At 63.8% G+C, this 23,369-nt stretch carries 19 protein-coding genes; 11 read left to right on the forward strand and 8 right to left on the reverse strand.

Going from position 1 to position 23,369, the window contains the following annotated elements:
- The first annotated feature begins 179 nt into the window (after positions 1 to 179).
- Complete coding sequence (gene gbcB, locus ACN0X6_RS10395) at positions 180 to 1,283, forward strand: glycine-betaine demethylase subunit GbcB (RefSeq protein WP_417703693.1); 1,104 nt, start codon at positions 180 to 182, stop codon at positions 1,281 to 1,283.
- A 98-nt stretch (positions 1,284 to 1,381) separates the two neighbouring features.
- Here the strand turns inward: gbcB and ACN0X6_RS10400 are convergent, their stop codons facing one another.
- The gene (locus ACN0X6_RS10400) at positions 1,382 to 2,422 is read right to left on the reverse strand and encodes a low specificity L-threonine aldolase (protein WP_417703695.1); all 1,041 of its coding nucleotides are present in this window, start codon (positions 2,420 to 2,422) and stop codon (positions 1,382 to 1,384) included.
- Between the two features lie 237 nt (positions 2,423 to 2,659).
- Here ACN0X6_RS10400 and ACN0X6_RS10405 point away from each other — a divergent pair, with 237 nt between their 5' ends.
- From ACN0X6_RS10405 to fdhA, 8 genes are all read left to right on the forward strand, one after another.
- Complete coding sequence (locus ACN0X6_RS10405; protein WP_099525919.1) at positions 2,660 to 2,959, forward strand: hypothetical protein; 300 nt, start codon at positions 2,660 to 2,662, stop codon at positions 2,957 to 2,959.
- A 694-nt stretch (positions 2,960 to 3,653) separates the two neighbouring features.
- Positions 3,654 to 4,907 (forward strand): serine hydroxymethyltransferase, encoded by a 1,254-nt coding sequence (gene glyA / locus ACN0X6_RS10410; RefSeq protein ID WP_417703697.1) that lies wholly within the window; start codon positions 3,654 to 3,656, stop codon positions 4,905 to 4,907.
- A 122-nt stretch (positions 4,908 to 5,029) separates the two neighbouring features.
- On the forward strand, positions 5,030 to 6,280 hold the full coding sequence (locus ACN0X6_RS10415; RefSeq protein ID WP_417703698.1) for a sarcosine oxidase subunit beta family protein: 1,251 nt from the start codon (positions 5,030 to 5,032) through the stop codon (positions 6,278 to 6,280).
- A gap of 308 nt (positions 6,281 to 6,588) precedes the next feature.
- Positions 6,589 to 6,915, forward strand: a complete 327-nt coding sequence (locus ACN0X6_RS10420) for a sarcosine oxidase subunit delta (protein ID WP_160020022.1) — start codon at positions 6,589 to 6,591, stop codon at positions 6,913 to 6,915.
- Complete coding sequence (locus ACN0X6_RS10425; protein ID WP_417703700.1) at positions 6,912 to 9,935, forward strand: sarcosine oxidase subunit alpha; 3,024 nt, start codon at positions 6,912 to 6,914, stop codon at positions 9,933 to 9,935. The genes ACN0X6_RS10420 and ACN0X6_RS10425 overlap by 4 nt, the downstream gene beginning before the upstream one ends.
- Complete coding sequence (locus ACN0X6_RS10430; RefSeq protein ID WP_417703702.1) at positions 9,928 to 10,557, forward strand: sarcosine oxidase subunit gamma; 630 nt, start codon at positions 9,928 to 9,930, stop codon at positions 10,555 to 10,557. The genes ACN0X6_RS10425 and ACN0X6_RS10430 overlap by 8 nt, the downstream gene beginning before the upstream one ends.
- 286 nt (positions 10,558 to 10,843) lie before the next feature.
- Complete coding sequence (gene purU, locus ACN0X6_RS10435; protein WP_417703704.1) at positions 10,844 to 11,707, forward strand: formyltetrahydrofolate deformylase; 864 nt, start codon at positions 10,844 to 10,846, stop codon at positions 11,705 to 11,707.
- Between the two features lie 285 nt (positions 11,708 to 11,992).
- On the forward strand, positions 11,993 to 13,192 hold the full coding sequence (gene fdhA / locus ACN0X6_RS10440) for a formaldehyde dehydrogenase, glutathione-independent (protein WP_160020018.1): 1,200 nt from the start codon (positions 11,993 to 11,995) through the stop codon (positions 13,190 to 13,192).
- 163 nt (positions 13,193 to 13,355) lie between these two features.
- Here fdhA and ACN0X6_RS10445 read toward each other — a convergent pair whose 3' ends face one another.
- The 7 genes from ACN0X6_RS10445 to ACN0X6_RS10475 form a co-directional block, all read right to left on the reverse strand.
- On the reverse strand, positions 13,356 to 14,675 hold the full coding sequence (locus ACN0X6_RS10445) for a sigma-54-dependent transcriptional regulator (protein WP_417703706.1): 1,320 nt from the start codon (positions 14,673 to 14,675) through the stop codon (positions 13,356 to 13,358).
- Positions 14,672 to 16,540 (reverse strand): sensor histidine kinase, encoded by a 1,869-nt coding sequence (locus tag ACN0X6_RS10450; RefSeq protein WP_417703708.1) that lies wholly within the window; start codon positions 16,538 to 16,540, stop codon positions 14,672 to 14,674. The genes ACN0X6_RS10445 and ACN0X6_RS10450 overlap by 4 nt, the downstream gene beginning before the upstream one ends.
- An 88-nt stretch (positions 16,541 to 16,628) precedes the next feature.
- Positions 16,629 to 17,363 (reverse strand): amino acid ABC transporter ATP-binding protein, encoded by a 735-nt coding sequence (locus ACN0X6_RS10455; RefSeq protein WP_417703710.1) that lies wholly within the window; start codon positions 17,361 to 17,363, stop codon positions 16,629 to 16,631.
- Positions 17,360 to 18,028 (reverse strand): amino acid ABC transporter permease, encoded by a 669-nt coding sequence (locus ACN0X6_RS10460; RefSeq protein ID WP_192982646.1) that lies wholly within the window; start codon positions 18,026 to 18,028, stop codon positions 17,360 to 17,362. Before ACN0X6_RS10460 ends, ACN0X6_RS10455 begins: the two co-directional genes overlap by 4 nt.
- Entirely contained in the window at positions 18,025 to 18,771 is a 747-nt protein-coding gene (locus ACN0X6_RS10465) for an amino acid ABC transporter permease (RefSeq protein WP_079782594.1), read from the reverse strand. Before ACN0X6_RS10465 ends, ACN0X6_RS10460 begins: the two co-directional genes overlap by 4 nt.
- 216 nt (positions 18,772 to 18,987) lie before the next feature.
- Positions 18,988 to 19,896, reverse strand: coding sequence for a glutamate/aspartate ABC transporter substrate-binding protein (locus ACN0X6_RS10470; RefSeq protein WP_417703713.1), 909 nt, complete (start codon positions 19,894 to 19,896; stop codon positions 18,988 to 18,990).
- A 284-nt stretch (positions 19,897 to 20,180) separates the two neighbouring features.
- Positions 20,181 to 21,074: an acyltransferase gene (locus tag ACN0X6_RS10475; protein ID WP_417703715.1), complete on the reverse strand. Its 894-nt coding sequence runs from the start codon at positions 21,072 to 21,074 to the stop codon at positions 20,181 to 20,183.
- Positions 21,075 to 21,265: 191 nt separating this feature from the next.
- Here ACN0X6_RS10475 and ACN0X6_RS10480 point away from each other — a divergent pair, with 191 nt between their 5' ends.
- Positions 21,266 to 22,504 (forward strand): HD-GYP domain-containing protein, encoded by a 1,239-nt coding sequence (locus tag ACN0X6_RS10480; RefSeq protein WP_417703717.1) that lies wholly within the window; start codon positions 21,266 to 21,268, stop codon positions 22,502 to 22,504.
- 237 nt (positions 22,505 to 22,741) lie between these two features.
- Positions 22,742 to 23,251 carry an ATP-dependent zinc protease gene (locus tag ACN0X6_RS10485; protein WP_417703719.1) on the forward strand — a complete coding sequence of 170 codons (510 nt, stop codon included), beginning with the start codon at positions 22,742 to 22,744 and terminating at the stop codon, positions 23,249 to 23,251.
- Positions 23,252 to 23,369 lie beyond the last annotated feature (118 nt).

Raw genomic sequence — 23,369 nt, forward strand, 5'->3', positions numbered from 1 at the left:
ACAGGTAAAACCTTATCCATGGGCGACATGGCCGGATTTGTTTCCGACGCGCCAGGCCCCGCGCTATCGGGCAGGTCGCGATAAGCATGCGGATGTCGCAGGTAGATAAATGACCGCCAGCAGCCTTTCGCACAATCCGCCGCATATGGGCCGATATCCGGCCGCGTGGAGAGCCGTTCATGAGCACCAACGCCTTCCTCAATCCGGTTACGACGCAGACCTGGACCAACGGTCGCCACCTGGTGCGTTGCGTCAAGGTGATCCAGGAAACCTGGGACGTGCGCACCTTCTGCTTCATGGCCGATCAGCCGGTGTTGTTCTTCTTCAAGCCGGGGCAGTTCGTCACCCTGGAGCTGGAGATCGACGGCCAGCCGATCATGCGTTCCTATACGATCTCCAGCTCGCCTTCGGTGCCTTACAGCTTCTCCATCACCATCAAGCGGGTGCCGGGCGGCAAGGTGTCGAACTGGCTGCACGACAACCTCAAGGAAGGCGACGAGGTGCCAGTGCATGGGCCGGTGGGGCTGTTCAATGCCATCGATTTCCCCACGGAAAAGGTGCTGTTTCTTTCCGGCGGAGTCGGCATTACCCCGGTGATGTCGATGGCGCGCTGGTTCTACGACACCAACGCCAATGTCGACATGGTCTTCGTGCACAGCGCGCGCTCGCCCAAGGACATCATCTACCAACGTGAGCTGGAGCACATGGCCGCGCGCATCAACAACTTCAGCCTGCATATCATTTGCGAGAAGCACGGGCTGGGGGAGTCCTGGGCCGGTTATCGCGGTTACCTGAACAAGCCGATGCTGGAGCTGATCGCCCCGGATTATCTTGAGCGCGAGATATTCTGCTGCGGCCCGACCCCCTACATGGGCGCGATCAAGCACCTGCTGCAAGGTAATGGCTACGATATGAGCCGTTATCACGAAGAGGCCTTCGGTCCGACGCCGCCGGAGATTCGCGCCGAGGTCAAGGAGCTGGCTGCCGAGGCGGCCGATGCGCCGGATGTGCCGCTGGCCGACCTGCACCAGGTGGAATTCATCAGCACCGGCAAGAGCATTCGCGTGGTGCCCGGCGAAACCGTGCACGCCGCTGCCGCCAAGCTTGGTCTGCACATTCCCAAGGCCTGTGGCATGGGCATCTGCGGTACCTGCAAGGTGATGAAGACGGCGGGCGAAGTGGAGATGGAGCACAACGGTGGCATCACCGACGAGGATGTGGCCGAGGGCTACATCCTGTCGTGCTGCAGCGTGCCGAAAGGCGACGTGGCGATCGACTATTGATCGTCACGTTGGATCGGAGGGCGCTGGTGCGCGCAGCGCACCCTACGGGTCTGTAGCTCGGATTGCATCCGGGCTACGCTGAGGGACTGCTGCTTGACTCAGGCGCTCATCACTTCACGGATATCGGCGGCCAGCTGGCGCACGCGGGCTTCTTCGGTATCCCAGCTGCACATGAAGCGCGCGCCGCCGGCGCCGATGAAGGTGTAGAAGCGCCAGCCACGTGAGGTGAGGGCGGCAATGGCCGGCTCCGACAGTTGCAGGAACACGCCGTTGGCTTCCACCGGGAACATCAGGCTGACGCCGGGCACGTCCTCGACCAGTGTGGCCAGCAACTGCGCGCAGCGGTTGGCGTGGTTGGCGTACTTGAGCCAGGCATCGTCCTGCAGGATGCCGACCCAGGGCGCGGACAGGTAGCGCATCTTCGAGGCCAACTGGCCGGCCTGCTTGCAGCGATAGTCGAAGTCTTCGGCCAGATCCTTGTTGAAGAAGACGATGGCTTCACCTACCGCCATGCCGTTCTTGGTGCCGCCGAAGCACAGCACATCGACGCCCGCTTTCCAGGTCAGGTCCGCCGGGCTGCAGCCGAGGAAGGCGCAGGCGTTGGAGAAGCGCGCACCGTCCATGTGCAGGTTGAGATTCAGCTCCTTGCAGACCTGGCTGATGGCGCGGACTTCTTCCGGGCGGTACACGGTGCCGACTTCGGTGGCCTGGGTGAGGGTGACCACGCGCGGTTTCGGGTAGTGGATGTCCTGGCGCTTGAGGGCGATTTCGCGGATGGCTTGCGGCGTCAGTTTGCCGTTGTCGGTCTTGGCCAGCAGCAGTTTGGAACCGTTGGAGAAGAACTCCGGCGCGCCGCATTCGTCAGTTTCGACGTGGGCGGTTTCCGAGCAGATGACGCTGTGGTAGCTCTGGCATAGCGATGCCAGGGCCAGGGAGTTGGCGGCGGTGCCGTTGAAGGCGAAGAACACTTCGCAGTCGGTCTCGAACAGGCGGCGGAAGTGATCGGCAGCGCGCGCGGTCCATTCGTCATCGCCGTAGGCGCGCTGGTGGCCCTGGTTGGCTTCGGCCATGGCGGCCCAGGCTTCGGGACAGATGCCGGAGTAGTTGTCGCTGGCGAATTGCTGGGCATTGTCGGGCATTGGCGCGTTCCTTCTGAAAACCTGCCGGCGGATCTGCCGACAAAGCGCTCACTTTACCCTGCGGCCGTCGCTCAGGCGTCCGTCGCGGCGACGAGTTGTTGCGCTGAAGCGTACTGCCGGGTCGGTTCGTGGCCGGCCGTTCGGCTCGCAGATGGAACTCGGGGCTTGCTGCGAGGCTCACACTTACCAGAGGGCGGCAGTCGATCCGCCCTCCGCGATCAAGAGAAGGAGTTTCCCATGACTTATCGTCACCTGCTCGCCCTTGCCCTGCCGCTGGCCGTGGCGCTTCCCGTTTCCGCTGCCGAGTGGTCGGATAACGCCAAGACCGAGTTCGTCCAGCAGTGCATCGCTGGCGCCCCTGCAGGCTACGAGGAGCCACAACTGCGCGCTTATTGCGACTGTGCTGCGACCAACGTCAGCAAGGAATTCAGCGAAGCCGAATTGCAGGAAATCAGCCGCCAATCACCACCTGACCCTGCCATGCAGCAGCGTCTGGTCAATGCCTCCAGCAGCTGTGCTGGCAAGCTCAAGCCGTAAGGCGTCGTTGAGCAAATAGCAGGCGCTGGCGCCGGAGCCCCATGGGCTCTGGCCTGGCGCCATGTTTCCACAGGCCATGCACAGCGCCGCCCACAGTATTTGTGCACAAGCCTGATCTACCTTCTTGATCCTGTTCGATTTTTAGCCGTATCCCGGCAGGCCGCGGTGGCTCTGGGCGCGCGCCCTCGTCGAACAGCCTATGCACAGTTTCATCCACATCTTCTGTGCATATCCCCAACCGATCCCTGCCTCTCGTTCATGTCGCTGGTGGATAAGCCAGGGAGCCTGCGTGCGTGTATGGATATCGAACAGCGCCCTCATGGGCAGCGCTGGCGAGGGCGGCAGCCATCTGTCGACAGCTTTTCCACAGGCTAGTCCACCGCTTCTGTGCATGGTCTGTGTTGTTAACTGTTTGATATCGATCAGGAAATGACCGTCTCCCGGAAACCCTTGCAGATGCTGGGGCAGCGCGCGGTATGCACGGTTTATCCACAGCTTGATCCCCGTTATTTGTGCGCAAAGCAGCGAACTGATCTCGATGCGCCTGATTGCGACAAGGCCATGTCGCAAACGAATGCTCTCGCGGCGTTGGCAGGCATTTGAGGGGGCAGGGGCGGCCCTACCATCGCTGCACAGGGCCTTGCTGGCCCGCCCGTCCAAGACCGCCGCCCACAGGCGCTGCAGGAGACTCGAGATGTTCAGCAAGCAGGATCGGATTCAGGGTTACGACGACGAGTTGCTCGCGGCGATCGATCAGGAAGAACGCCGTCAGGAAGAGCACATCGAGCTGATCGCCTCGGAGAACTACTGCAGCCAGCGGGTGATGGAAGCGCAAGGTAGCGGCCTGACCAACAAGTACGCCGAAGGCTATCCGGGCAAGCGTTATTACGGTGGTTGCGAGTATGTCGACAAGGTCGAACAGCTTGCAATAGACAGAGCCAAGGCGCTGTTCGGCGCCGACTACGCCAACGTCCAGCCGCACTCTGGCTCTTCGGCCAACAGCGCTGTGTACCTGGCGCTGCTCAATGCCGGCGACACCATCCTCGGCATGAGCCTGGCCCACGGCGGCCACCTGACCCACGGCGCCAAGGTGTCGTCCTCGGGCAAGCTGTACAACGCCGTGCAGTACGGGCTGGACACTGCCACCGGACTGATCGACTACGACGAGGTCGAACGACTGGCCGTGGAGCACAAGCCGAAGATCATCGTCGCCGGCTTCTCCGCCTACTCCAAGACCCTCGACTTCCCACGTTTCCGTGCCATCGCCGACAAGGCCGGGGCGCTGCTGTTCGTCGACATGGCTCACGTTGCCGGCCTGGTCGCGGCCGGCCTGTACCCGAACCCGATCCCCTTTGCCGACGTGGTCACCACCACCACCCACAAGACCCTGCGCGGCCCGCGTGGCGGCCTGATCCTGGCGCGGGGCAACGAAGAGATCGAGAAGAAGCTCAACTCCGCGGTGTTCCCCGGTGCCCAGGGCGGCCCGCTGATGCACGTCATCGCGGCCAAGGCGGTGTGCTTCAAGGAAGCCATGGAGCCCGATTTCAAGGCCTACCAGCAGCAGGTGATCGACAACGCCCAGGCCATGGCCAAGGTGTTCATCGAGCGCGGTTACGAGGTGGTGTCCGGCGGCACCGACAATCACCTGTTCCTGCTCAGCCTGATCAAACAGAGGCTGACCGGCAAGGAAGCCGACGCCGCCCTGGGGCGCGCCGGCATCACCGTGAACAAGAACGCCGTGCCCAACGACCCGCAGTCGCCGTTCGTGACCTCGGGCATCCGCATCGGTACGCCCGCCGTCACCACCCGTGGCTTCAAGGTCGCCCAGTGCCAGGCGTTGGCCGGCTGGATCTGCGACATCCTCGATCACCTCGGCGATGCCGATGTCGAGGCGCAGGTGGCCAAGCTGGTGGCCGGGCTGTGCGCGGATTACCCGGTGTATCGGTAATTCGTAGGGTGGAAGGCGCGGTTTCCTTCCACCGCGTATCGGTGGATCGGTAAGGCGTGATCCACCCTACGGGCTAGCCCCTCTCCCAGAGGGAGAGGGGAACAGAATTCAGGAGCCTCCTTATGCAACGTTATTCCGGCTTCGGCCTGTTCAAGCACTCGTTCAGCCACCATGAGAACTGGCAGCGCATGTGGCGCAACCCGACGCCCAAGCCGGTGTACGACGTGGTCATCGTCGGTGGTGGCGGCCACGGCCTGGCCACGGCCTATTACCTGGCCAAGGAATTCGGCGTGAAGAACGTCGCCGTGGTCGAGAAGGGCTGGCTCGGCGGCGGCAACACCGCGCGCAACACCACTATCGTGCGTTCCAACTACCTGTGGGACGAGTCCGCGCAGCTCTACGAGCACGCGATGAAGCTGTGGGAAGGGCTGTCGCAGGACATCAACTACAACGTCATGTTCTCCCAGCGTGGCGTCTACAACCTCTGCCACACCCTGCAGGACATGCGTGACGCCGAGCGCCGCGTGAGCGCCAACCGCCTCAACGGCGTGGATGGCGAACTGCTGGATGCCAAGCAGGTGGCCGAGGAGATTCCCTACCTCGACTGCAGCAAGAACACCCGTTATCCGGTGATGGGCTCGACGGTGCAGCGTCGCGGTGGCGTCGCCCGTCATGACGCCGTGGCCTGGGGTTACGCGCGTGCCGCCGATGCCCTGGGCGTCGACCTGATCCAGAACACCGAGGTGATCGGTTTCCGCAAGCAGAACGGTGCGGTGATCGGCGTGGAGACCAACAAGGGCTTCATCGGTGCCAAGCGCGTCGGTGTGGTCACCGCCGGTAACTCGGGGCACATGGCGGGGCTCGCCGGCTTCCGCCTGCCGCTGGAGTCGCACCCGCTGCAGGCGCTGGTGTCCGAGCCGATCAAGCCGATCATCGATAGCGTGATCATGTCCAACGCCGTGCATGGCTATATCAGCCAGTCGGACAAGGGCGACCTGGTCATCGGTGCCGGCATCGACGGCTACAACGGCTACGGTCAGCGCGGCTCCTACGGCACCATCGAACACACCCTGCAGGCCATCGTCGAGATGTTCCCGGTGCTCTCGCGCGTGCGCATGAACCGTCAGTGGGGCGGCATCGTCGATACCAGCCCCGATGCCTGCCCGATCATCTCCAAGACCCCGGTGGACAACCTGTTCTTCAACTGCGGTTGGGGGACCGGTGGCTTCAAGGCCACACCGGGTTCGGGCCATGTATTCGCCGCCAGCCTGGCCAAGGGCGAAATGCATCCACTGGCCAAGCCGTTCTCCATCGACCGTTTCCACACCGGTGCACTGATCGACGAGCACGGCGCTGCTGCCGTGGCTCATTAAAAGTTCGCGCGCAGCGCGACATCTGATGACCCTCTCCCTCCGGGAGAGGGTGCCCGAAGGGCGGGAGAGGGTGGTTCGGCCAAACACCGCAGCCCTCACCCCCAGCCCCTCTCTCAGGGGGAGAGGGGAGAACAAATCTCCTCTCCCGCTTCCGGGAGAGGGTGCCCGAAGGGCGGGAGAGGGTGGTTCGACTGATCGCGGTCCCCTCACTCCCTCACCCCCGGCCCCTCTCCCAGGGGGAGAGGGGAGACAGGCTTGTCCCGCATGGTTATACGAGCGGGTTTGAAGATTTTCTGGAGGTACCGAGCATGCTGCACATCTTCTGCCCCTACTGTGGCGAACTGCGCTCCGAAGAGGAATTCCATGCCAAGGGCCAGGCGCACATCGCCCGCCCGCTCGATCCCGATGCCTGCACGGATGCAGAGTGGGGCGAATACATGTTCTTCCGTGACAACCCGCGCGGTATCCACCACGAGCTGTGGGTGCACGCGGCCGGTTGCCGCAAGTATTTCAATGTCACCCGCCACACCGTGACCTACGAGATCCTCGAGACCTACAAGGTCGGCGAGAAGCCTTCGGTCACCGCAACCGGGGCCACCGACAAGCAAGCCGTGGCAGAAGGAGTAACGGCATGAGCCAGGTCAATCGTCTTGCCAAGGGTGGTCGCATCGACCGTAGCCAGGCGCTGAGCTTCACCTTCAATGGCCAGACCTATCAGGGCTACGCCGGCGACAGCCTGGCCGCCGCGCTGCTGGCCAACGGCGTCGACATCGTCGGGCGCAGCTTCAAGTATTCGCGCCCGCGCGGCATCGTCGCAGCCGGTAGCGAAGAGCCCAATGCCGTGCTGCAGATCGGCTCCACCGAGGCGGCGCAGATCCCCAACGTACGCGCCACCCAGCAGGCGCTGTACAGCGGTCTGGTGGCCAGCAGCACCAACGGCTGGCCGAGCGTCAATACCGACCTGATGGGCATCCTCGGCAAGGTCGGCGGCGGCATGATGCCGCCCGGCTTCTACTACAAGACCTTCATGTATCCGCAGAACCTGTGGATGACCTATGAGAAGTACATCCGCAAGGCTGCCGGTTTAGGCCGCGCGCCCACCGAGGTCGATCCGGACATCTACGACCAGCTCAACCAGCACTGCGACGTGCTGATCGTCGGCGCCGGCCCTGCCGGTCTCGCCGCCGCGCTGTCTGCTGGCCGTAGCGGCGCGCGGGTGATCCTCGCCGATGAACAGGAAGAGTTCGGCGGCAGCCTGCTCGACACCCGCGAAACCCTCGACGGCAAGCCCGCCGCCGACTGGGTGGCGCAGGCCATCGCCGAGTTGCAGGCAATGCCGGAAGTGACCTTGCTGCCACGCGCCACGGTCAACGGCTATCACGACCACAACTTCCTCACCATCCATCAGCGCCTGACCGATCACCTCGGTGAAATCGCGCCGATGGGGCAGGCCCGTCAGCGCATGCACCGCGTGCGTGCCAAGCGCGTGGTGCTGGCCAGTGGTGCCCATGAGCGGCCGCTGGTGTACGCCAATAACGATGTGCCCGGCAACATGCTGGCCGGCGCCGTGTCCACCTACGTGCGTCGTTACGGCGTGGCGCCAGGGCAGGAACTGGTGCTGTCGACCAACAACGATTACGCCTACCGCGTGGTGCTCGACTGGCTCGATGCCGGGCGTAAGGTCGTGGCGGTGGCCGATGCGCGCAGCAACCCGCGTGGCAGCTGGGTCGAAGAGGCGCGTGCCCGTGGTGTACGCATCCTCACCGGCAGCGCAGTGGTCGAGGCACGCGGTAGCAAGCGGGTGACCGGTGCGCGTATCTGCGCCATCGACGCCAAGGCGCACAAGGTCACCAGCCCCGGCGAAGTACTGGACTGCGACCTGATCGTCAGCTCCGGCGGCTACAGCCCGGTGGTGCACCTGGCGTCGCACCTGGGCGGTCGCCCGGAGTGGCGCGAAGACATCCTCGGCTTCGTGCCGGGGCCGGGCAACGGCATCCAGCAGCGCATCGACGCCGGTGCGGTGAACGGCGTGTTTGCCCTCGGCGACGTGCTCGCCAATGGCTTCGAAGCAGGCGCCAAGGCGGCTGCCGAGACTGGCTACAAGGCCGTCAGCGGCAGCCTGCCACAGGCCGAGATGCGCCAGGAAGAGCCGATGCTGGCGCTGTTCCAGGTGCCGCACGACAAGTCCACGGCACGTGCGCCCAAGCAGTTCGTCGACCTGCAGAACGACGTCACTGCGGCCGGCATCGAGCTGGCCACTCGCGAAGGCTTCGAGTCGGTCGAGCACGTCAAGCGCTACACCGCACTGGGGTTCGGCACCGACCAGGGCAAACTGGGCAACATCAACGGCCTGGCCATCGCCGCGCGTTCGATGGGCATCAGCATCGTGCAGATGGGCACCACCATGTTCCGCCCGAACTACACCCCGGTGACTTTCGGCGCCGTGGCCGGTCGCCACTGTGGCGAGCTGTTCGATGCCAAGCGCTACACCGCGATGCAGGCCTGGCACCTGAAGAACGGCGCCGAGTTCGAGGACGTCGGCCAGTGGAAGCGCCCCTGGTACTTCCCGAAAAATGGCGAGGACCTGCACGCCGCCGTGGCTCGTGAATGCCTGGCCGTGCGCAACAGCGTGGGCATCCTCGATGCCTCCACCTTGGGCAAGATCGACATCCAGGGCCCGGACGCGCGCGAGTTCCTCAACCGCGTCTACACCAATGCCTGGACCAAGCTGGACGTGGGCAAGGCGCGCTACGGCCTGATGTGCAAGGAAGACGGCATGGTCTTCGACGACGGCGTTACCGCCTGTCTCGCGGACAACCATTTCGTCATGACCACCACCACTGGCGGCGCGGCGCGGGTGATGGAGTGGCTGGAAATCTACCACCAGACCGAATGGCCGGAACTGAAGGTCTACTTCACCTCGGTCACCGACCACTGGGCGACCATGACCCTGTCCGGCCCCAACAGCCGCAAGCTGCTGGCCAAGGTCACCGACATCGACCTGGACAAGGACGCCTTCCCCTTCATGAGCTGGAAGGAAGGCCTGGTCGGCGGCGTGCCAGCACGGGTGTTCCGTATCTCCTTCACCGGTGAGCTGAGCTACGAGGTGAACGTGCAGGCCGACTACGCCCTGGGCGTTTGGGAACAGATCATCGAAGCCGGCAAGGAGTTCGACCTGACGCCCTACGGCACCGAGACCATGCACGTGTTGCGTGCGGAGAAGGGCTTCATCATCGTCGGCCAGGACACCGACGCCTCGGTGACCCCGGACGACCTCAACATGGGCTGGTGCGTTGGTCGCACCAAGCCTTTCTCCTGGATCGGCAAGCGCGGCATGAACCGCGACGACTGCCTGCGCGAAGACCGCAAGCAGCTGGTCGGGCTCAAGCCCATCGACCCGAACCAGGTGCTGCCGGAAGGCGCGCAACTGGTGTTCGACCCGAAACAGTCCATCCCGATGCAGATGGTCGGCCACGTCACCTCCAGCTACATGAGCGCGGCCATGGGTTACAGCTTCGCCATGGCGGTGGTCAAGGGCGGCCTCAAGCGCATGGGCGAGCGCGTGTTCGCGCCGCTGGCCGATGGCAGCCTGATCGAAGCCGAAATCTGCAGCTCCGTGTTCTATGACCCGAAAGGGGATCGCCAGAATGTCTAACGTCAACGTCTATCAGCAACGCCCCGCCGACATCGCCGGGCAATCGCCGCTGCACCACGCCGGCCTGCACGAACTGGTCGGCAAGGGCCGCAACAACGCCGGCATCACCCTGCGCGAGAAGACGCTGCGCGGATATCTGGTGATCCGTGGCGACGCTCGCGACGCCGCCTTCTCCGGCGGCGTGCACAAGGCCCTGGGCCTGGAACTGCCGGTGGCGCTGACCCTGGTGGCCGATGGCGACACCTCGTTGCAGTGGTTGGGCCCCGATGAATGGCTGCTGATCGTGCCGGGCGGCACCGAGTTCGAGGTCGAGCGCACACTGCGCGCGGCGCTGGACGGCCAGCATTTCTCGGTGGTCAACGTCAGTGGCGGGCAGACCCTGCTGGAGCTGTCCGGGCCGAAGGTGCGCGAGCTGCTGATGAAGTCCACCAGCTACGACGTGCATCCGAGCAACTTCCCGGTCGGCAAGGCGGTGGGCACCGTGTTCGCCAAGTCGCAACTGGTGATCCGCCACACCGGCGAAGAAACCTGGGAACTGGTGATCCGCCGCAGCTTCGCCGACTACTTCTGGCTGTGGCTGCAGGACGCCAGCGCCGAGTATGGGTTGGCGGTCGAGGCTTGAAGCTGAACCTGAGACATACGCGGACAGCCCCCTTTCTCTCCGGGAGACGACTGCATGGATGCAGGAGGTAGGGCGACGCAGGATGCCAAAGCCGAGGGTTGGGGTGAGGAAAGGGTAGGTCGCTACGCCGCGTGCTTGGCGTCGGTCTCACAAGCAGCCACGAACAGCCCCCTCTCCCTCCGGGAGAGGGTTGGGGTGAGGGGAAGGCAGACCGCGTTGGGTCGGATAGCCCTCACCCCCGGCCCCTCTCCCGGGGGGAGAGGGGTGAAAATCATAGGAGTTTGTTATGAGCCGCACCCCTGACACCTGGATTCTCACCGCCCACTGCCCGAGCGTGCTCGGCACCGTGGATGCGGTGACGCGCTTTCTCTTCGAGCAGCGCTGCTATGTCACCGAGCACCACAGCTTCGATGATCGACTGTCGTCGCGCTTCTTCATTCGCGTCGAGTTCCGCCAGCCGCAGGATTTCGACGAGGCCGCCTTTCGCGCCGGTGTGGCCGAGCGTCTGGCACCCTTCGACATGCAGGTCGAGCTGACCCCGCCGGGTTACCGCGCCAAGGTGGTGCTGATGGTGTCCAAGGCCGACCACTGCCTCAATGACCTGCTCTATCGCCAGCGCATCGGCCAGTTGGCCATGGACGTGGTGGCGGTGGTTTCCAACCACCCCGATCTCGAACCGCTGGCGCGCTGGCACGGCATTGCCTATCACCATTTCCCGCTCGATCCGGCCGACAAGCCGGCGCAGGAGCGCAAGGTGCTGCAGGTGATCGAAGACACCGGTGCGGAGCTGGTGGTGCTCGCCCGCTACATGCAGGTGCTGTCGCCCGAGCTGTGTCGCAGGCTGGACGGCTGGGCGATCAACATCCACCACTCGCTGTTGCCGGGCTTCAAGGGCGCCAAGCCCTACCACCAGGCCTACCAGAAGGGCGTCAAGCTGGTCGGCGCCACGGCGCACTACATCAACAACGACCTCGACGAGGGGCCGATCATCGCCCAGGGCGTGGAGGCGGTTGATCACGCGCATTACCCGGAAGACCTCATCGCCAAGGGCCGCGATATCGAGTGCCTGACCCTGGCCCGCGCCGTCGGCTACCACATCGACCGCCGCGTGTTCCTCAACGCCAACCGTACGGTGGTGCTCAACGCCTGATCACGCAGCTACCAGGCTGTAGGGTGGGCTTCAGCCCACAGACTTTTTCGGTGGGCTGGAGCGGAACGCCGCCCGGCCCACCCTACGGTAACGGCGCCGCCCGTAGGGTGCGCCGTGCGCACCGGGAATCAACGCAAGAGCATCGGTGCGCATAGCGCACCCTACGGAACCCGCCCTGCCAGGTTTCACCGGCGGTTTCCGGCAACAGACGCAACAAGCTCCAGTGCAAGGCCGCGCGGCCAGTCGGTCGCGTCTTGTGTCCACAACAAGAAAGGAGAGTTACGCATGTCTGGTAATCGTGGTGTGGTTTATCTCGGTACGGGCAAGGTCGAAGTACAGAAGATCGACTACCCGAAAATGCAGGACCCGCGCGGCAAGAAGATCGAGCACGGGGTCATCCTGAAAGTCGTTTCCACCAATATCTGCGGCTCCGACCAGCACATGGTGCGCGGCCGTACCACCGCGCAGGTCGGCCTGGTGCTGGGCCATGAGATCACCGGCGAGGTGATCGAGAAGGGCCGCGACGTCGAGCGTCTGCAGATCGGTGATCTGGTGTCGGTGCCCTTCAACGTCGCCTGTGGCCGTTGCCGCTCCTGCAAGGAGCAGCACACCGGCGTGTGCCTGACCGTCAACCCGGCGCGTGCCGGCGGCGCCTACGGTTACGTCGACATGGGCGACTGGACCGGCGGCCAGGCCGAGTACGTGCTGGTGCCTTACGCCGACTTCAACCTGCTCAAGTTGCCGGATCGCGACAAGGCCATGGAGAAGATCCGCGACCTGACCTGTCTGTCCGACATCCTGCCCACCGGCTACCACGGGGCGGTCACTGCGGGCGTTGGCCCGGGTTCCACCGTTTACGTCGCGGGGGCCGGCCCGGTCGGTTTGGCCGCTGCCGCTTCGGCTCGGCTGCTGGGTGCTGCGGTGGTGATCGTCGGTGACGTCAACCCAACGCGCCTGGCGCATGCCAAGGCCCAGGGATTCGAAATCGCCGACCTGTCCAAGGACACGCCGTTGCATGAGCAGATCGCCGATCTGCTGGGCGAGCCGGAAGTGGATTGCGCGGTCGATGCCGTTGGCTTCGAAGCGCGTGGCCACGGCCATGCCGGTGCCCAGCAGGAGGCGCCGGCCACGGTGCTCAACTCGCTGATGGGGGTCGTGCGCGTAGCCGGCAAGATCGGCATTCCCGGTCTCTACGTGACCGAGGACCCGGGCGCGGTGGATGCCGCGGCGAAGATCGGTAGCTTGAGCATTCGCTTCGGCCTCGGTTGGGCCAAATCGCACAGCTTCCACACCGGTCAGACGCCGGTGATGAAGTACAACCGCGCGCTGATGCAGGCGATCATGTGGGATCGCATCAACATCGCCGAAGTGGTCGGTGTGCAGGTGATCAGCCTGGACGATGCGCCGCGTGGCTACGGCGAGTTCGATGCCGGCGTGCCGAAGAAATTCGTCATCGATCCGCACAAGAGCTTCAGTGCGGCGTGACGGCGTGACCTGGGTTTAGTCCCAGGTCGCTACCTTTCACGGCAAAGGCGCAGTTGTTGGCGTCTTCTTTCGGGAGCCTGCGGGCTCCCTTTTTGTTTTGCATGAGGCCGTTCCGGGTTCACCTTTTTCGCGGCTGAAGCCGCTCCTACCGCGGCAGCGGTGGTTACAGCCCGTACTTCTTCACCTTGTCGAACAGCGTGGTCTTGGCCAGGCCCAGGGCTTGCGCCGCCTGGCTGAGGTTGCCGGCGTGGCGTTCCAGGGCGCCGGCCAGCAGGTTGCGCTCGAAGGCTTCCACCGCCTCGTTGAAGCCGAGACCGGTGTTGTCGGCCAGACCGCTTTTCTTGAACACCGGCAATCCGAGGGCGAAGCGTTCGGCGACGTTGCGCAGCTCACGCACATTGCCGGGCCAGTCGTGCGCCATCAGCGCGGCCAGGATGTGTCGATCCAGTTCTGGCACGCTCCGGTCGAAGCGCAATGCCGCCAGTTGCAGGAAGTGTTCGAACAGCAGGGCGATGTCCTCGCGCCGCTCGCGCAGCGGTGGCAGCTCCAGGGTCACCACGTTGAGGCGGTAATACAGGTCGCTGCGAAACTCGCCGCGCTTGCCCAGCTCGCCGAGATCCGCCTTGGTCGCGGCGATCACCCGGCAATCGACCCTGATCGACTGGTTCGAGCCGAGGCGCTCCAGACTGTGCTCCTGCAGCACGCGCAGCAGCTTGATCTGCAGGTTGATCGGCATGCTCTCGATCTCATCGAGGAACAGGCTGCCGCCGTCGGCGTGTTCGATCTTGCCGATGCGGCGCTTGCCGGCGCCGGTGAAGGCATGCGCCTCGTGACCGAAAATCTCGCTCTCGAACAGGCTTTCCGGCAGGCCACCGCAATTGAGCGCGACGAACTGCTTGTGCTGGCGTCGGCTGAAGTCGTGCAGGCAGCGGGCGATCAGCTCCTTGCCGGTGCCGGTCTCACCCTCGATCAGCACGTTGGCGTTGGTGTCCGCGACGTTGGCGATCAGTTCGCGCAACTGCTGCATGGCTGGCGAGCGGCCGATGATGCGCTGCTCCAGCGCCTGGCGGCCGGCCAACTGGCGGCGCAGGGCGCTGACCTCGCGGGCCAGGCTGCGCTGCTCCAGAGCGCGGCGGGCGACGTCTACCAGGCGCTCGGGGGAGAAAGGTTTTTCGACGAAGTCATAGGCGCCGTCGCGCATCGCGCTGACAGCCATACCGATATCGCCGTGGCCGGTGATCAGCACCACCGGCAGGCTCGGGTCACGCTGCTTGAGGCGGGTGAGCAGTTCCAGGCCATCGATACCGGGCAGGCGGATATCACTGACGACGATGCCGGCGAAGTCCGCGTCGACCTGCGCCAGCGCTTCTTCGGCGCTGCTGACGCCGATGCTGGGGATGTCTTCCAGCGCCAGAGCCTGCTGGCAGCCGAGCAGCACATGGGGATCGTCTTCGACGATCAGGACGGTCAGGCGGTCGCTCATGCTTGTGGCTCTCGCGGGTAGGGCAGGCTGAGGACGAAGGCGGTGCCGCCCTCTTCGGGGTGGCGCACGCTGAGGCTGCCGCCGGCAGCGGCGGCGAGGCTGGCAGAAAGAGTCAGGCCGAGCCCCAGGCCCTGCTCGCCGGGTTTGGTGGTGAAGAAGGGCTCGAACAGGTGCGCGCGGGTTTCCGGGGTGATGCCGGGGCCATTGTCGCGCACTTCCAGCTGATAGTGCTCGGCCTCGCGGGCGCCGCTCAGCCAGATCTGCCGGTCGGTCTGCGGCTGCAGGGCATCGAGGGCGTTGCTGATCAGGTTGACCAGAATCTGCTCCAGGCGAATCTGCTCGATGTTCAGGCGCGTCTCGGCGAACGCGTGGTGGATCTGCACGCGGGTGCGCTGCAGGCGCGGGTGCAACAGCAGCAGCGCGGCGTCCACTGCCTGCTGCAGCGAGGCCTCGCCCTGGTCGCCGGTACGACGGGCGAAGGCGCGCAGGCTGCCGGTGATCTTGCCCATGCGATCGACCAGCTCGGCGATGTTCTGCAGGTTGCTGCTGGCGACATCCAGCGCGCCGCGCTGGAGAAAGCGCACCGCATTGGCGGACAGGGTGCGCAGCGCTGCCAGCGGCTGGTTCAGTTCGTGGGCGATGCTGGTGGACATCTGCCCGATCACCGCCAGCTTGCCGGCCTGCACCAGTTCGTCCTGGGCCTGGCGCAGGGTGGTCTCGGCCTGCTGGCGTTCACGCACCTCGGCTTGCAGGCGTTCATTACTGGCCTGCAGGTCGGCGGTGCGCTCGGTGATCTTGCGTTCCAGTTCGTCGTTGGCTGCCTGCAATGCCTCGCGAGCAGCCAGACGGGTGGCGATGACCTTGCGCCGCTCGTTCCAGGCGATCAGCAGAAAGGCCAGCAGAGCCGCCGCCACGGCCGCCAGCATGCCGTGGCTCATGGCCGCGCTGCGTTGCTCCTGCAGTGGGCTGAGCAGGGTCAGGTGCCACGGCGTATCTTCCAGACGACGCGTCTGCAGCAGGTAGTTGGCGGGCGTGCCGGCGGTGGTGAAGCTGACCTGTTCGATGCCCTCGTCCAGCGGCGAGCGGTTGAACAGCTGCAGTTCTTCCAGCGCCGCCCAGTGATATTGCAGGCTGCGCGCCAAGCGCTCCTTGGTGGCTTCGTCGAGCGGGCGCACGGACTTGAGGCGCACCATCGGATCGCTGGCGAGGATGATGATGCCGTTCTCGTCGCTGACGTAGGCTTCCAGCAGCGCGCGTTGCCAGCGCTCCTCGAGGTCGTCGAGGCGCACCTTGACTACCGCTACGCCGATGATGCGATTGCCCTCGCGCAGGCCATGGGCCAGGTAGTAACCAGGCTCACCGGTGGTGCTGCCGATGCCGTAGAAGCGGCCGGGGCGGCCCTTGATAGCGTCCTGGTAGTAGGCACGGAACGACAGGTCTTCGCCGAGGTAGCTGTCGGCCTCGCCCCAGTTGCTGGTGGCGATCACCCGGCCGTCGGGGTCGAGCACATAGATGGCCAGGCTGCCGCTGCGCTCGTTGAGGCCCTGCAGGTACACGTTGACGTGATGACGGCGGTAGGCCGTGGGCGCCAGCAGCAGGCGCGAGACGTTGCCTTCCAGTTCCAGCAGGCTGGGCAAGTAGGTGTATTTGGTGATTTCGCTTTCCACCGCGCGGGCGTTGAGCTCCAGCTGGCGCTCGCCGTTCTCGGCCAGCGCGCGGATGCCGGCGCGGTCGCTGAGGTGATAGGCGGCGTAGCCGCAGCCGAGCACCAGCAGCAGGAACAGCAGAATCAGCGACAGGTGGCGGAGCAGGCGCGGTTTCACGATCAGATCGGCGCGAGGAGGGGCGGGCAGGCATTGCATCATAGTCGTCCCGGGCTGGCCAGATGGGCGGGCAGTTGCCCTCTCCCCCGGCCCCTCTCCCATAAATGGGAGAGGGGAGCAAAGCCCGATCTTAGTGCTGGAGGATTTTCGCCAGGAACTGCTGGGCGCGCTCGGAGCGGGCGTTGATGTCGCCGAAGAATTGCTCCTTGGGGCAGTCTTCGACGATCTGCCCGGCGTCCATGAAGATCACCCGGTCGGCGACCTTGCGCGCGAAGCCCATCTCGTGGGTCACGCACATCATGGTCATGCCTTCCTGAGCCAGCTGCACCATCACGTCGAGCACCTCGTTGACCATTTCCGGGTCGAGCGCCGATGTTGGCTCGTCGAACAGCATCACCACCGGGTCCATGGCCAGGGCGCGGGCAATGGCGACGCGCTGTTGCTGGCCACCGGAGAGCTGACCAGGATGCTTGTGCGCATGGGCAGCCAGACCGACACGATCGAGCAGGGCCAGCCCCTTCTTGGTGGCTTCTTCCTTGCTGCGGCCGAGCACCTTGATCTGCGCGATGGTCAGGTTCTCGGTGATGGTCAGGTGCGGGAACAGCTCGAAGTGCTGGAACACCATGCCGACGCGCGAGCGCAGCTTGGGCAGGTTGGTCTTCTTGTCGGCGATGGAGGTGCCGTCGACGTTGATGTCACCCTTCTGGAACGGCTCCAGCGCGTTGACGCACTTGATCAGGGTCGACTTGCCCGAGCCGGACGGCCCACACACCACGACCACTTCGCCCTTCTTCACCTCGGTGCTGCAATCGGTCAGCACCTGGAAATCCCCGTACCACTTGTTGACGTTCTGGATGGAAATCATACGGCTAACCTTTTTTGCAGGAGCTTGACCAGGCGCGAGGCGGCGAAGCTGATGGTGAAGTAGACCAGGCCGGCGAAGATCAGGAACTCATGGGGCTGGCCAATGATGTCGCCACGCGAGCGTGCGGCGTTGAGGAAGTCCATCAGGCCCACGGTGTACACCAGCGAGGTGTCCTGAAACAGGATGATGCTCTGCTGCAGCAGCAGCGGCGTCATCTTGCGGAAGGCCTGCGGCAGGATGATCAGGCGCATGCTCTGCCCATAGCTCATGCCGAGCGCCTGGGAGGCACCCATCTGGCCCTTGGGAATGGCCTGGATACCGGCACGCACGATCTCGCAGAAGTAGGCCGCCTCGAACATCACGAAGGCCACCAGGCACGAGCTGAACGCACCTATCGGCGTGTCTTCGCCGGTGATCCAGCGCAGGATGAACGGCACCGCGAAGTAGAACCAGGTGATCACCAGCAGCAGCGGGATCGAGCGGAAGTAGTTGACGTAGGTGGCAGCGATATTCGCCAGCAGCTTGTTGTGCGACAAGCGCATCAGGGCCAGCAGAGTGCCCAGTGCCACCCCGCCAATGATGCCCAGGGCCATCAACTGCAGGGTCATCGCCATGCCGTCCCACAGGCCTGGCAGGGCGGGGATGATTTCGCTGAAATCCATCATTTACCCCCTACGGAGATCAGGCCAGGCACGGCAACCTTCTTCTCGATCATGCGCATGATCATCATCAGACTCATGTTCAGGGTGAAGTAGATCAGCGTGGCCAGGGTGAAGGCTTCGAACAGGTTGGCGCTGAATTCGGCGGTCTGCTTGGTCTGTGCCAGCAGCTCCATCAGCCCGATCAGCGACGCCACCGAGGAGTTCTTGAAGATGTTGAGAAACTCGCTGGTGAGCGGCGGAATGATGATGCGGTAGGCCTGCGGCAGCAGCACGTTGCGGTAGATCTGCGGCAGGCGAAAACCCATGGCGTAGGCGGCGGCGGTCTGGCCCTTGGGCAGCGCCTCGATGCCGGTGCGGACCTGTTCGCAGACCCGCGCGGCGGTAAACAGGCCGAGGCACACCACCACCGAGAGGTAGGCCGAGGTGGCAGGGTTGAGGTCCTGCTTGAACCACAGCTCCAGCGGCTCGGGTAGCAGGTCCGGCACCAGGAAGTACCAGAGGAACAGCTGCACCAGCAGCGGCACGTTGCGGAAGATTTCCACGTAGGCGGTGGCCAGGCCGGACAGCCAGCGGTTTGGCAGGGTACGCATCACGCCGAGCAGCGAGCCCAGCGCCAGGGCGATGATCCAGCCGGCCAGGGCAATGGCGATGGTCCAGCCCAGGCCGGTGATGAACCAGTCGAGGTAGGTTTCGCTGCCGATGCCGGTGGACTTGAAGTAGATGCCCCAGTCCCAGTTGTAATTCATGCGGGTGACCCCCGTGTGGCTAAAGCTTGGGTTGGAGGGGCCGAGCGCGCAGCAGCGTGCCCCAGCCGCGGGTGGCGGCTGTGCCCCTTATCCATCAGGAGAAAGAACCGTAGGGCGGGTGCAACCCGCCAGAGTCGTCGTGGAGGATCGGGTTGGCGGGTTGCACCCGCCCTACGGTGCTGTGCTAGCTCTTGTGAAGCTGGCGCAGGTTTACCGTCAGATCTGTTCTGCAGACTTGTCGGTCGGGTTGGCGATCAGCTTCTTCAGCTCGTCGCTCATGGGGAAATTCAGGTTCAGACCTTTCGGCGGCACCGGCTGGAGGAACCATTTGGCGTAGATGTCGTTGATCTCGCCGGAGGCGAAGGTGTCGCTGATGGCCTTGTCGACCACTTGCTTGAAGCCAGCGTCACCCTTGCGCACCATGCAACCGTAGATCTCGAAGGATTGCGGGGTGCCGACCACGGCCCAGTCGTCCGGCTTCTTGGCCTTGGCCATTTCGCCGGCGAGCAGGGCATCGTCCATCATGAAGGCGACGGCGCGGTTGGATTCGAGCATCAGGAAGGACTCGCCGTGATCCTTGGCGGAAATCACGTTCATGCCCATCTTCTTCTCGGCATTCATCGACTTGATCAGACGCTCGGACGTGGTACCGGCGGTGGTCACCACGTTCTTGCCCTCGAGGTCGTCGAAATCGTTGATGCCGCTGGTCTTCTTGGCCAGCAGGCGGGTGCCCACCTCGAAGATGCCGACGGAGAAGTCGACCTGCTGCTGACGTTCGATGTTGTTGGTGGTGGAGCCGCACTCCAGGTCGACGGTGCCGTTCTGCACCAGCGGGATGCGGGTCTGCGAAGTGACCAGGTTGTAGCGTACCTTCAGGTCCGGCATGCCCAGTTCCTGCTTGATCGCCTCGACCACCTTCAATTGCAGGTCATGGGAGTAGCCGATCGGCTGGCGCGAGTTGTCGCCGAAGTAGGAGAAGGGAATGGACGAGTCGCGGTGGCCCAGGGTGATGGTGCCGTTGTCCTTGATCTTCTTCAGGGTGCCGGTCAGTTCCTCGGCGGTCACCGGAGTGGAAAGGAAGGCGGCGGCAATGGCCACGCTCAGTACACGGTGGAAGGTACGCATGAATCGAGTCCTCGATGTTGTTGTTGTGATGGCGCGGTACGCCACTTTGCTCAGGGAAGGTCTATCGCATTCCTGAGGAGGACGGAGCAGGATATGTGCCAGTGCCTTTTTTAACTCTAATTATTTGAATTTAAAGGATTTTATTTTTCTGTCGGCGACGTGGTGCGTTCGGCTTGGCGAATAAGTCGGGGTGGCTCGTTCGGAAAGCCGAACGACAGGGCGTCGAGGGGCTGCCGAGGTCGCGCGCACCAGTGGCTTTGGAAGATCGATGCGCACTGCGCACCCTACGAGGTGGCTTGCTCGCGTAGGCGCTCGATACGGGCATCCTTGTCCCGCCACAGCTGGCTCACCCACTCCTGCAGGTACTGGCGGAATTCGGCGTCGTTCTCGTAGTCGCCCTGGTACAGCGCCGGGTCCAGTTCGAGGGTCTGGATATCCATGATCACCTTCGGCACCTGGCCGCTGAGCAAGGCCCAGAACCCCGGCACCTGCTGGCCGGGGTAGACCAGCGTCACGTCCAGCACGGCGTCGATCTGTTCACCCAACGTGGCCAGGACGAACGCCACGCCGCCAGCCTTGGGCTTGAGCAGGTAGCGGTAGGGCGACTGCTGCTGGGCCTGCTTGGCCGGCGTGAAGCGAGTGCCTTCCAGGTAGTTGACCACGGTCACCGGCAGGCGCTTGAACTTCTCGCAAGCGGCCTTGGTGATCTCCAGGTCCTTGCCCTTCATATGCGGGTTCTTGTCCAGGAATGCCTTGGAGTAGCGCTTCATGAAGGGGTAATCGAGCGCCCAGAAGGCCAGGCCGAGGAAGGGCACCCAGATCAGCTCTTGCTTGAGGAAGAACTTGAAGTAGGGCGTCCTGCGGTTGAACGCCTGCACCAGGGCGGGAATGTCGACCCAGGATTGGTGATTGCTGATCACCAGGTAGGAGCGGTCTCTGCGCAGCTGCGCATTGCCGCGAATGTCCCAGAATGTCGGCGTCAGCAGGGCGAAGATGCGTTTGCAGTTCTCCGCCCAGAATTCGGCCACCCACATCACCCCTCGCGAACAGGTGTCGCGGGCGCTTTGCCCGGGCAAGACGAACTTGGCCAGGGCGATCAGCAGCAGCGGGCCGATCAGGATCAGGGTGTTGGCGAGCAGCAGGACTATATTGAGTAGGCCAGTCAGCAGGGGACGCATATCAACTCCTTGGCGGGCGCGTGGTGGCCATCATAAGCACCTGAAGAAGCTGTCTCAAAACTGCGACTAGTGGCCTATGGCTATTTTACGTGGAAGCCTTGATGCTGATCAGTGTGGAATGTAAGGAGATTGTTCGACGATTCTCGGGTGCCCTGCTCGAACCTTCCCGCCAACTGCTCTGGATGATCTCGATGTTGAAACGCATTGCGGTAGCTGATCTGCGCATCGGCATGTACGTCCAGGAGTTTTGCGGATCATGGATGGATCATCCCTTCTGGAAGTCCAAGTTTGTCCTCAACTCCGAAAAGGACCTCGCTCGCATTCGCGAGAGTGCGATCACTGAGTTGTGGATCGACGTCAGCAAGGGCACCGATGTCGCTGTTGGTGTGAGAGCCGCGACAGAAGCCGAGGCCGAGTGCGAAGCCGAGGCGCGGTTGCTGGCCGCTATCGAACCGCCCAAGGTCAGGACGCTGTCGATGGAGCAGGAACTGGAGCAGGCCGTGAAGCTTTGCGCGCGCTCCAAGCAGGCGGTGATGGAGATGTTCTGCGATGCGCGCATGGGCCAGGCGCTGCAGTTCGAACAGGCCGAATCACTGGTCGAGGAAATTTCCGAGTCGGTGATGCGCCACCCCAACGCCCTGATCAGCCTGGCGCGGCTCAAGCACAGCAATGAATACACCTACATGCACTCGGTCGCCGTGTGTGCGCTGATGATCGCCCTGGCGCGCCAGCTCGGCTTGCCCGAAGCGGCCGTGCGCGAGGCCGGGCTGGCCGGTTTGCTGCACGATATCGGCAAGATGGCCGTACCGCAGGAGCTGCTGGACAAGCCCGGCAAGCTCACCGACAACGAGTTCGCCAAGGTGCGCAAGCATCCGGAGGAGGGCGGCGGCATTCTGATCGCCAGCAAGCAGGTCAGTGCGTTGGTTCTCGACGTGTGCCTGCATCACCACGAGAAGGTCGATGGCAGCGGTTATCCACACCGTCTGCAGGGCGAGCAGATCAGCCTGATGGCGAAGATGGGCGCGGTCTGCGACGTGTACGATGCCATCACGTCCAACCGTCCGTACAAGCAGGGCTGGGACCCGGCCGAGTCGATCCGCAAGATGGCCGAGTGGAAGGGGCATTTCGACGAGTTGGTGTTCCAGGCCTTCGTCAAGACCGTCGGCATCTACCCGGTCGGCGCCCTGGTGCGTTTGCAGAGTGGACGCCTGGCGGTGGTCATGGAGCAGAATCCCAAGGCGCTGCTGGCGCCCAGGGTCAAGGTGTTCTTCTCGGCCAAGTCGCGTCTGCCGTTGCCGCAGAGCGTCGTCGATCTGAGCAAAATCACCGACCAGGACCGCATCGTTGGCCGTGAGTCGGCCGAGGAATGGGGTTTCGAGCGGCTCGACGAGCTGTGGAGTGGGATGGATCTGGAGGGGCGCGGCCGCTGAGGATGTTCTGAAAAAGCCATCTATCGTCACTCCCGCGAAGGCGGGAGCCCAGATGCTTGGCGGGTTCTGGATACCCGCTTGCGTGGGCATGACGATTTTTCAGTGTTTCCCTGACGGCGTGCGGAAAGTTCAGGTTAAAGGTAGCGCTTGCACGCAGCATGTTGTAACGCTTCTGGTGGAACGCAGCAGGCGCATGGCAGTCGTAGGTTCGGTCACCGCAAACGAGAGGACTTAACCTTGAAATACGCTCTGCTCCTGCTGGCCGCCGCCATCAGTCTGCCGACCATGGCCGATGAACAACCGGACCTTTACGGCCGCTACGAACTGATCAAGCTCCCTGCTCTGGGCCAGACCCTCAAGGCCAAGATGGACACCGGCGCGATGACTGCCTCGCTGTCGGCCAAGGACATTGAATCCTTCAAGCGCGACGGCGAAGACTGGGTACGCTTCCGCCTGGCTGTCGATGGCGCCGAAGATACGATTTACGAACACCCGCTGGTGCGCATCGCCGAGATCAAGAAGCGCGCCGAAGAGAGTGACGCCGAGATCAAGGAAGTCGCCTACTCGCAGCGCCCGGTGATCGAGATGCCGATCTGCCTGGGCGAAGAAGAGCGCACCATCGAGGTCAACCTGACGGATCGCAGCACCTTCAGCTATCCGTTGCTGATCGGTGCCAGCGCCATGCGCGATCTTGGTGCGGCGGTGGACCCGGCTGAGCGCTACACCCGCGATCGTCCCCAATGCTGAGTTAATTGTCGCATTTCGGAAAAGGCTGATAGTCATTGGCCATTACACTCGTCGAGAGTGCCCAGTAACGACTTCCGTGTTGGAGCCAGCGCCACTCAGTTGAGCCTTGATGCACCGC

It is taken from the genome of Pseudomonas sp. (assembly GCF_048269965.1).
Classification (GTDB): domain Bacteria; phylum Pseudomonadota; class Gammaproteobacteria; order Pseudomonadales; family Pseudomonadaceae; genus Aquipseudomonas.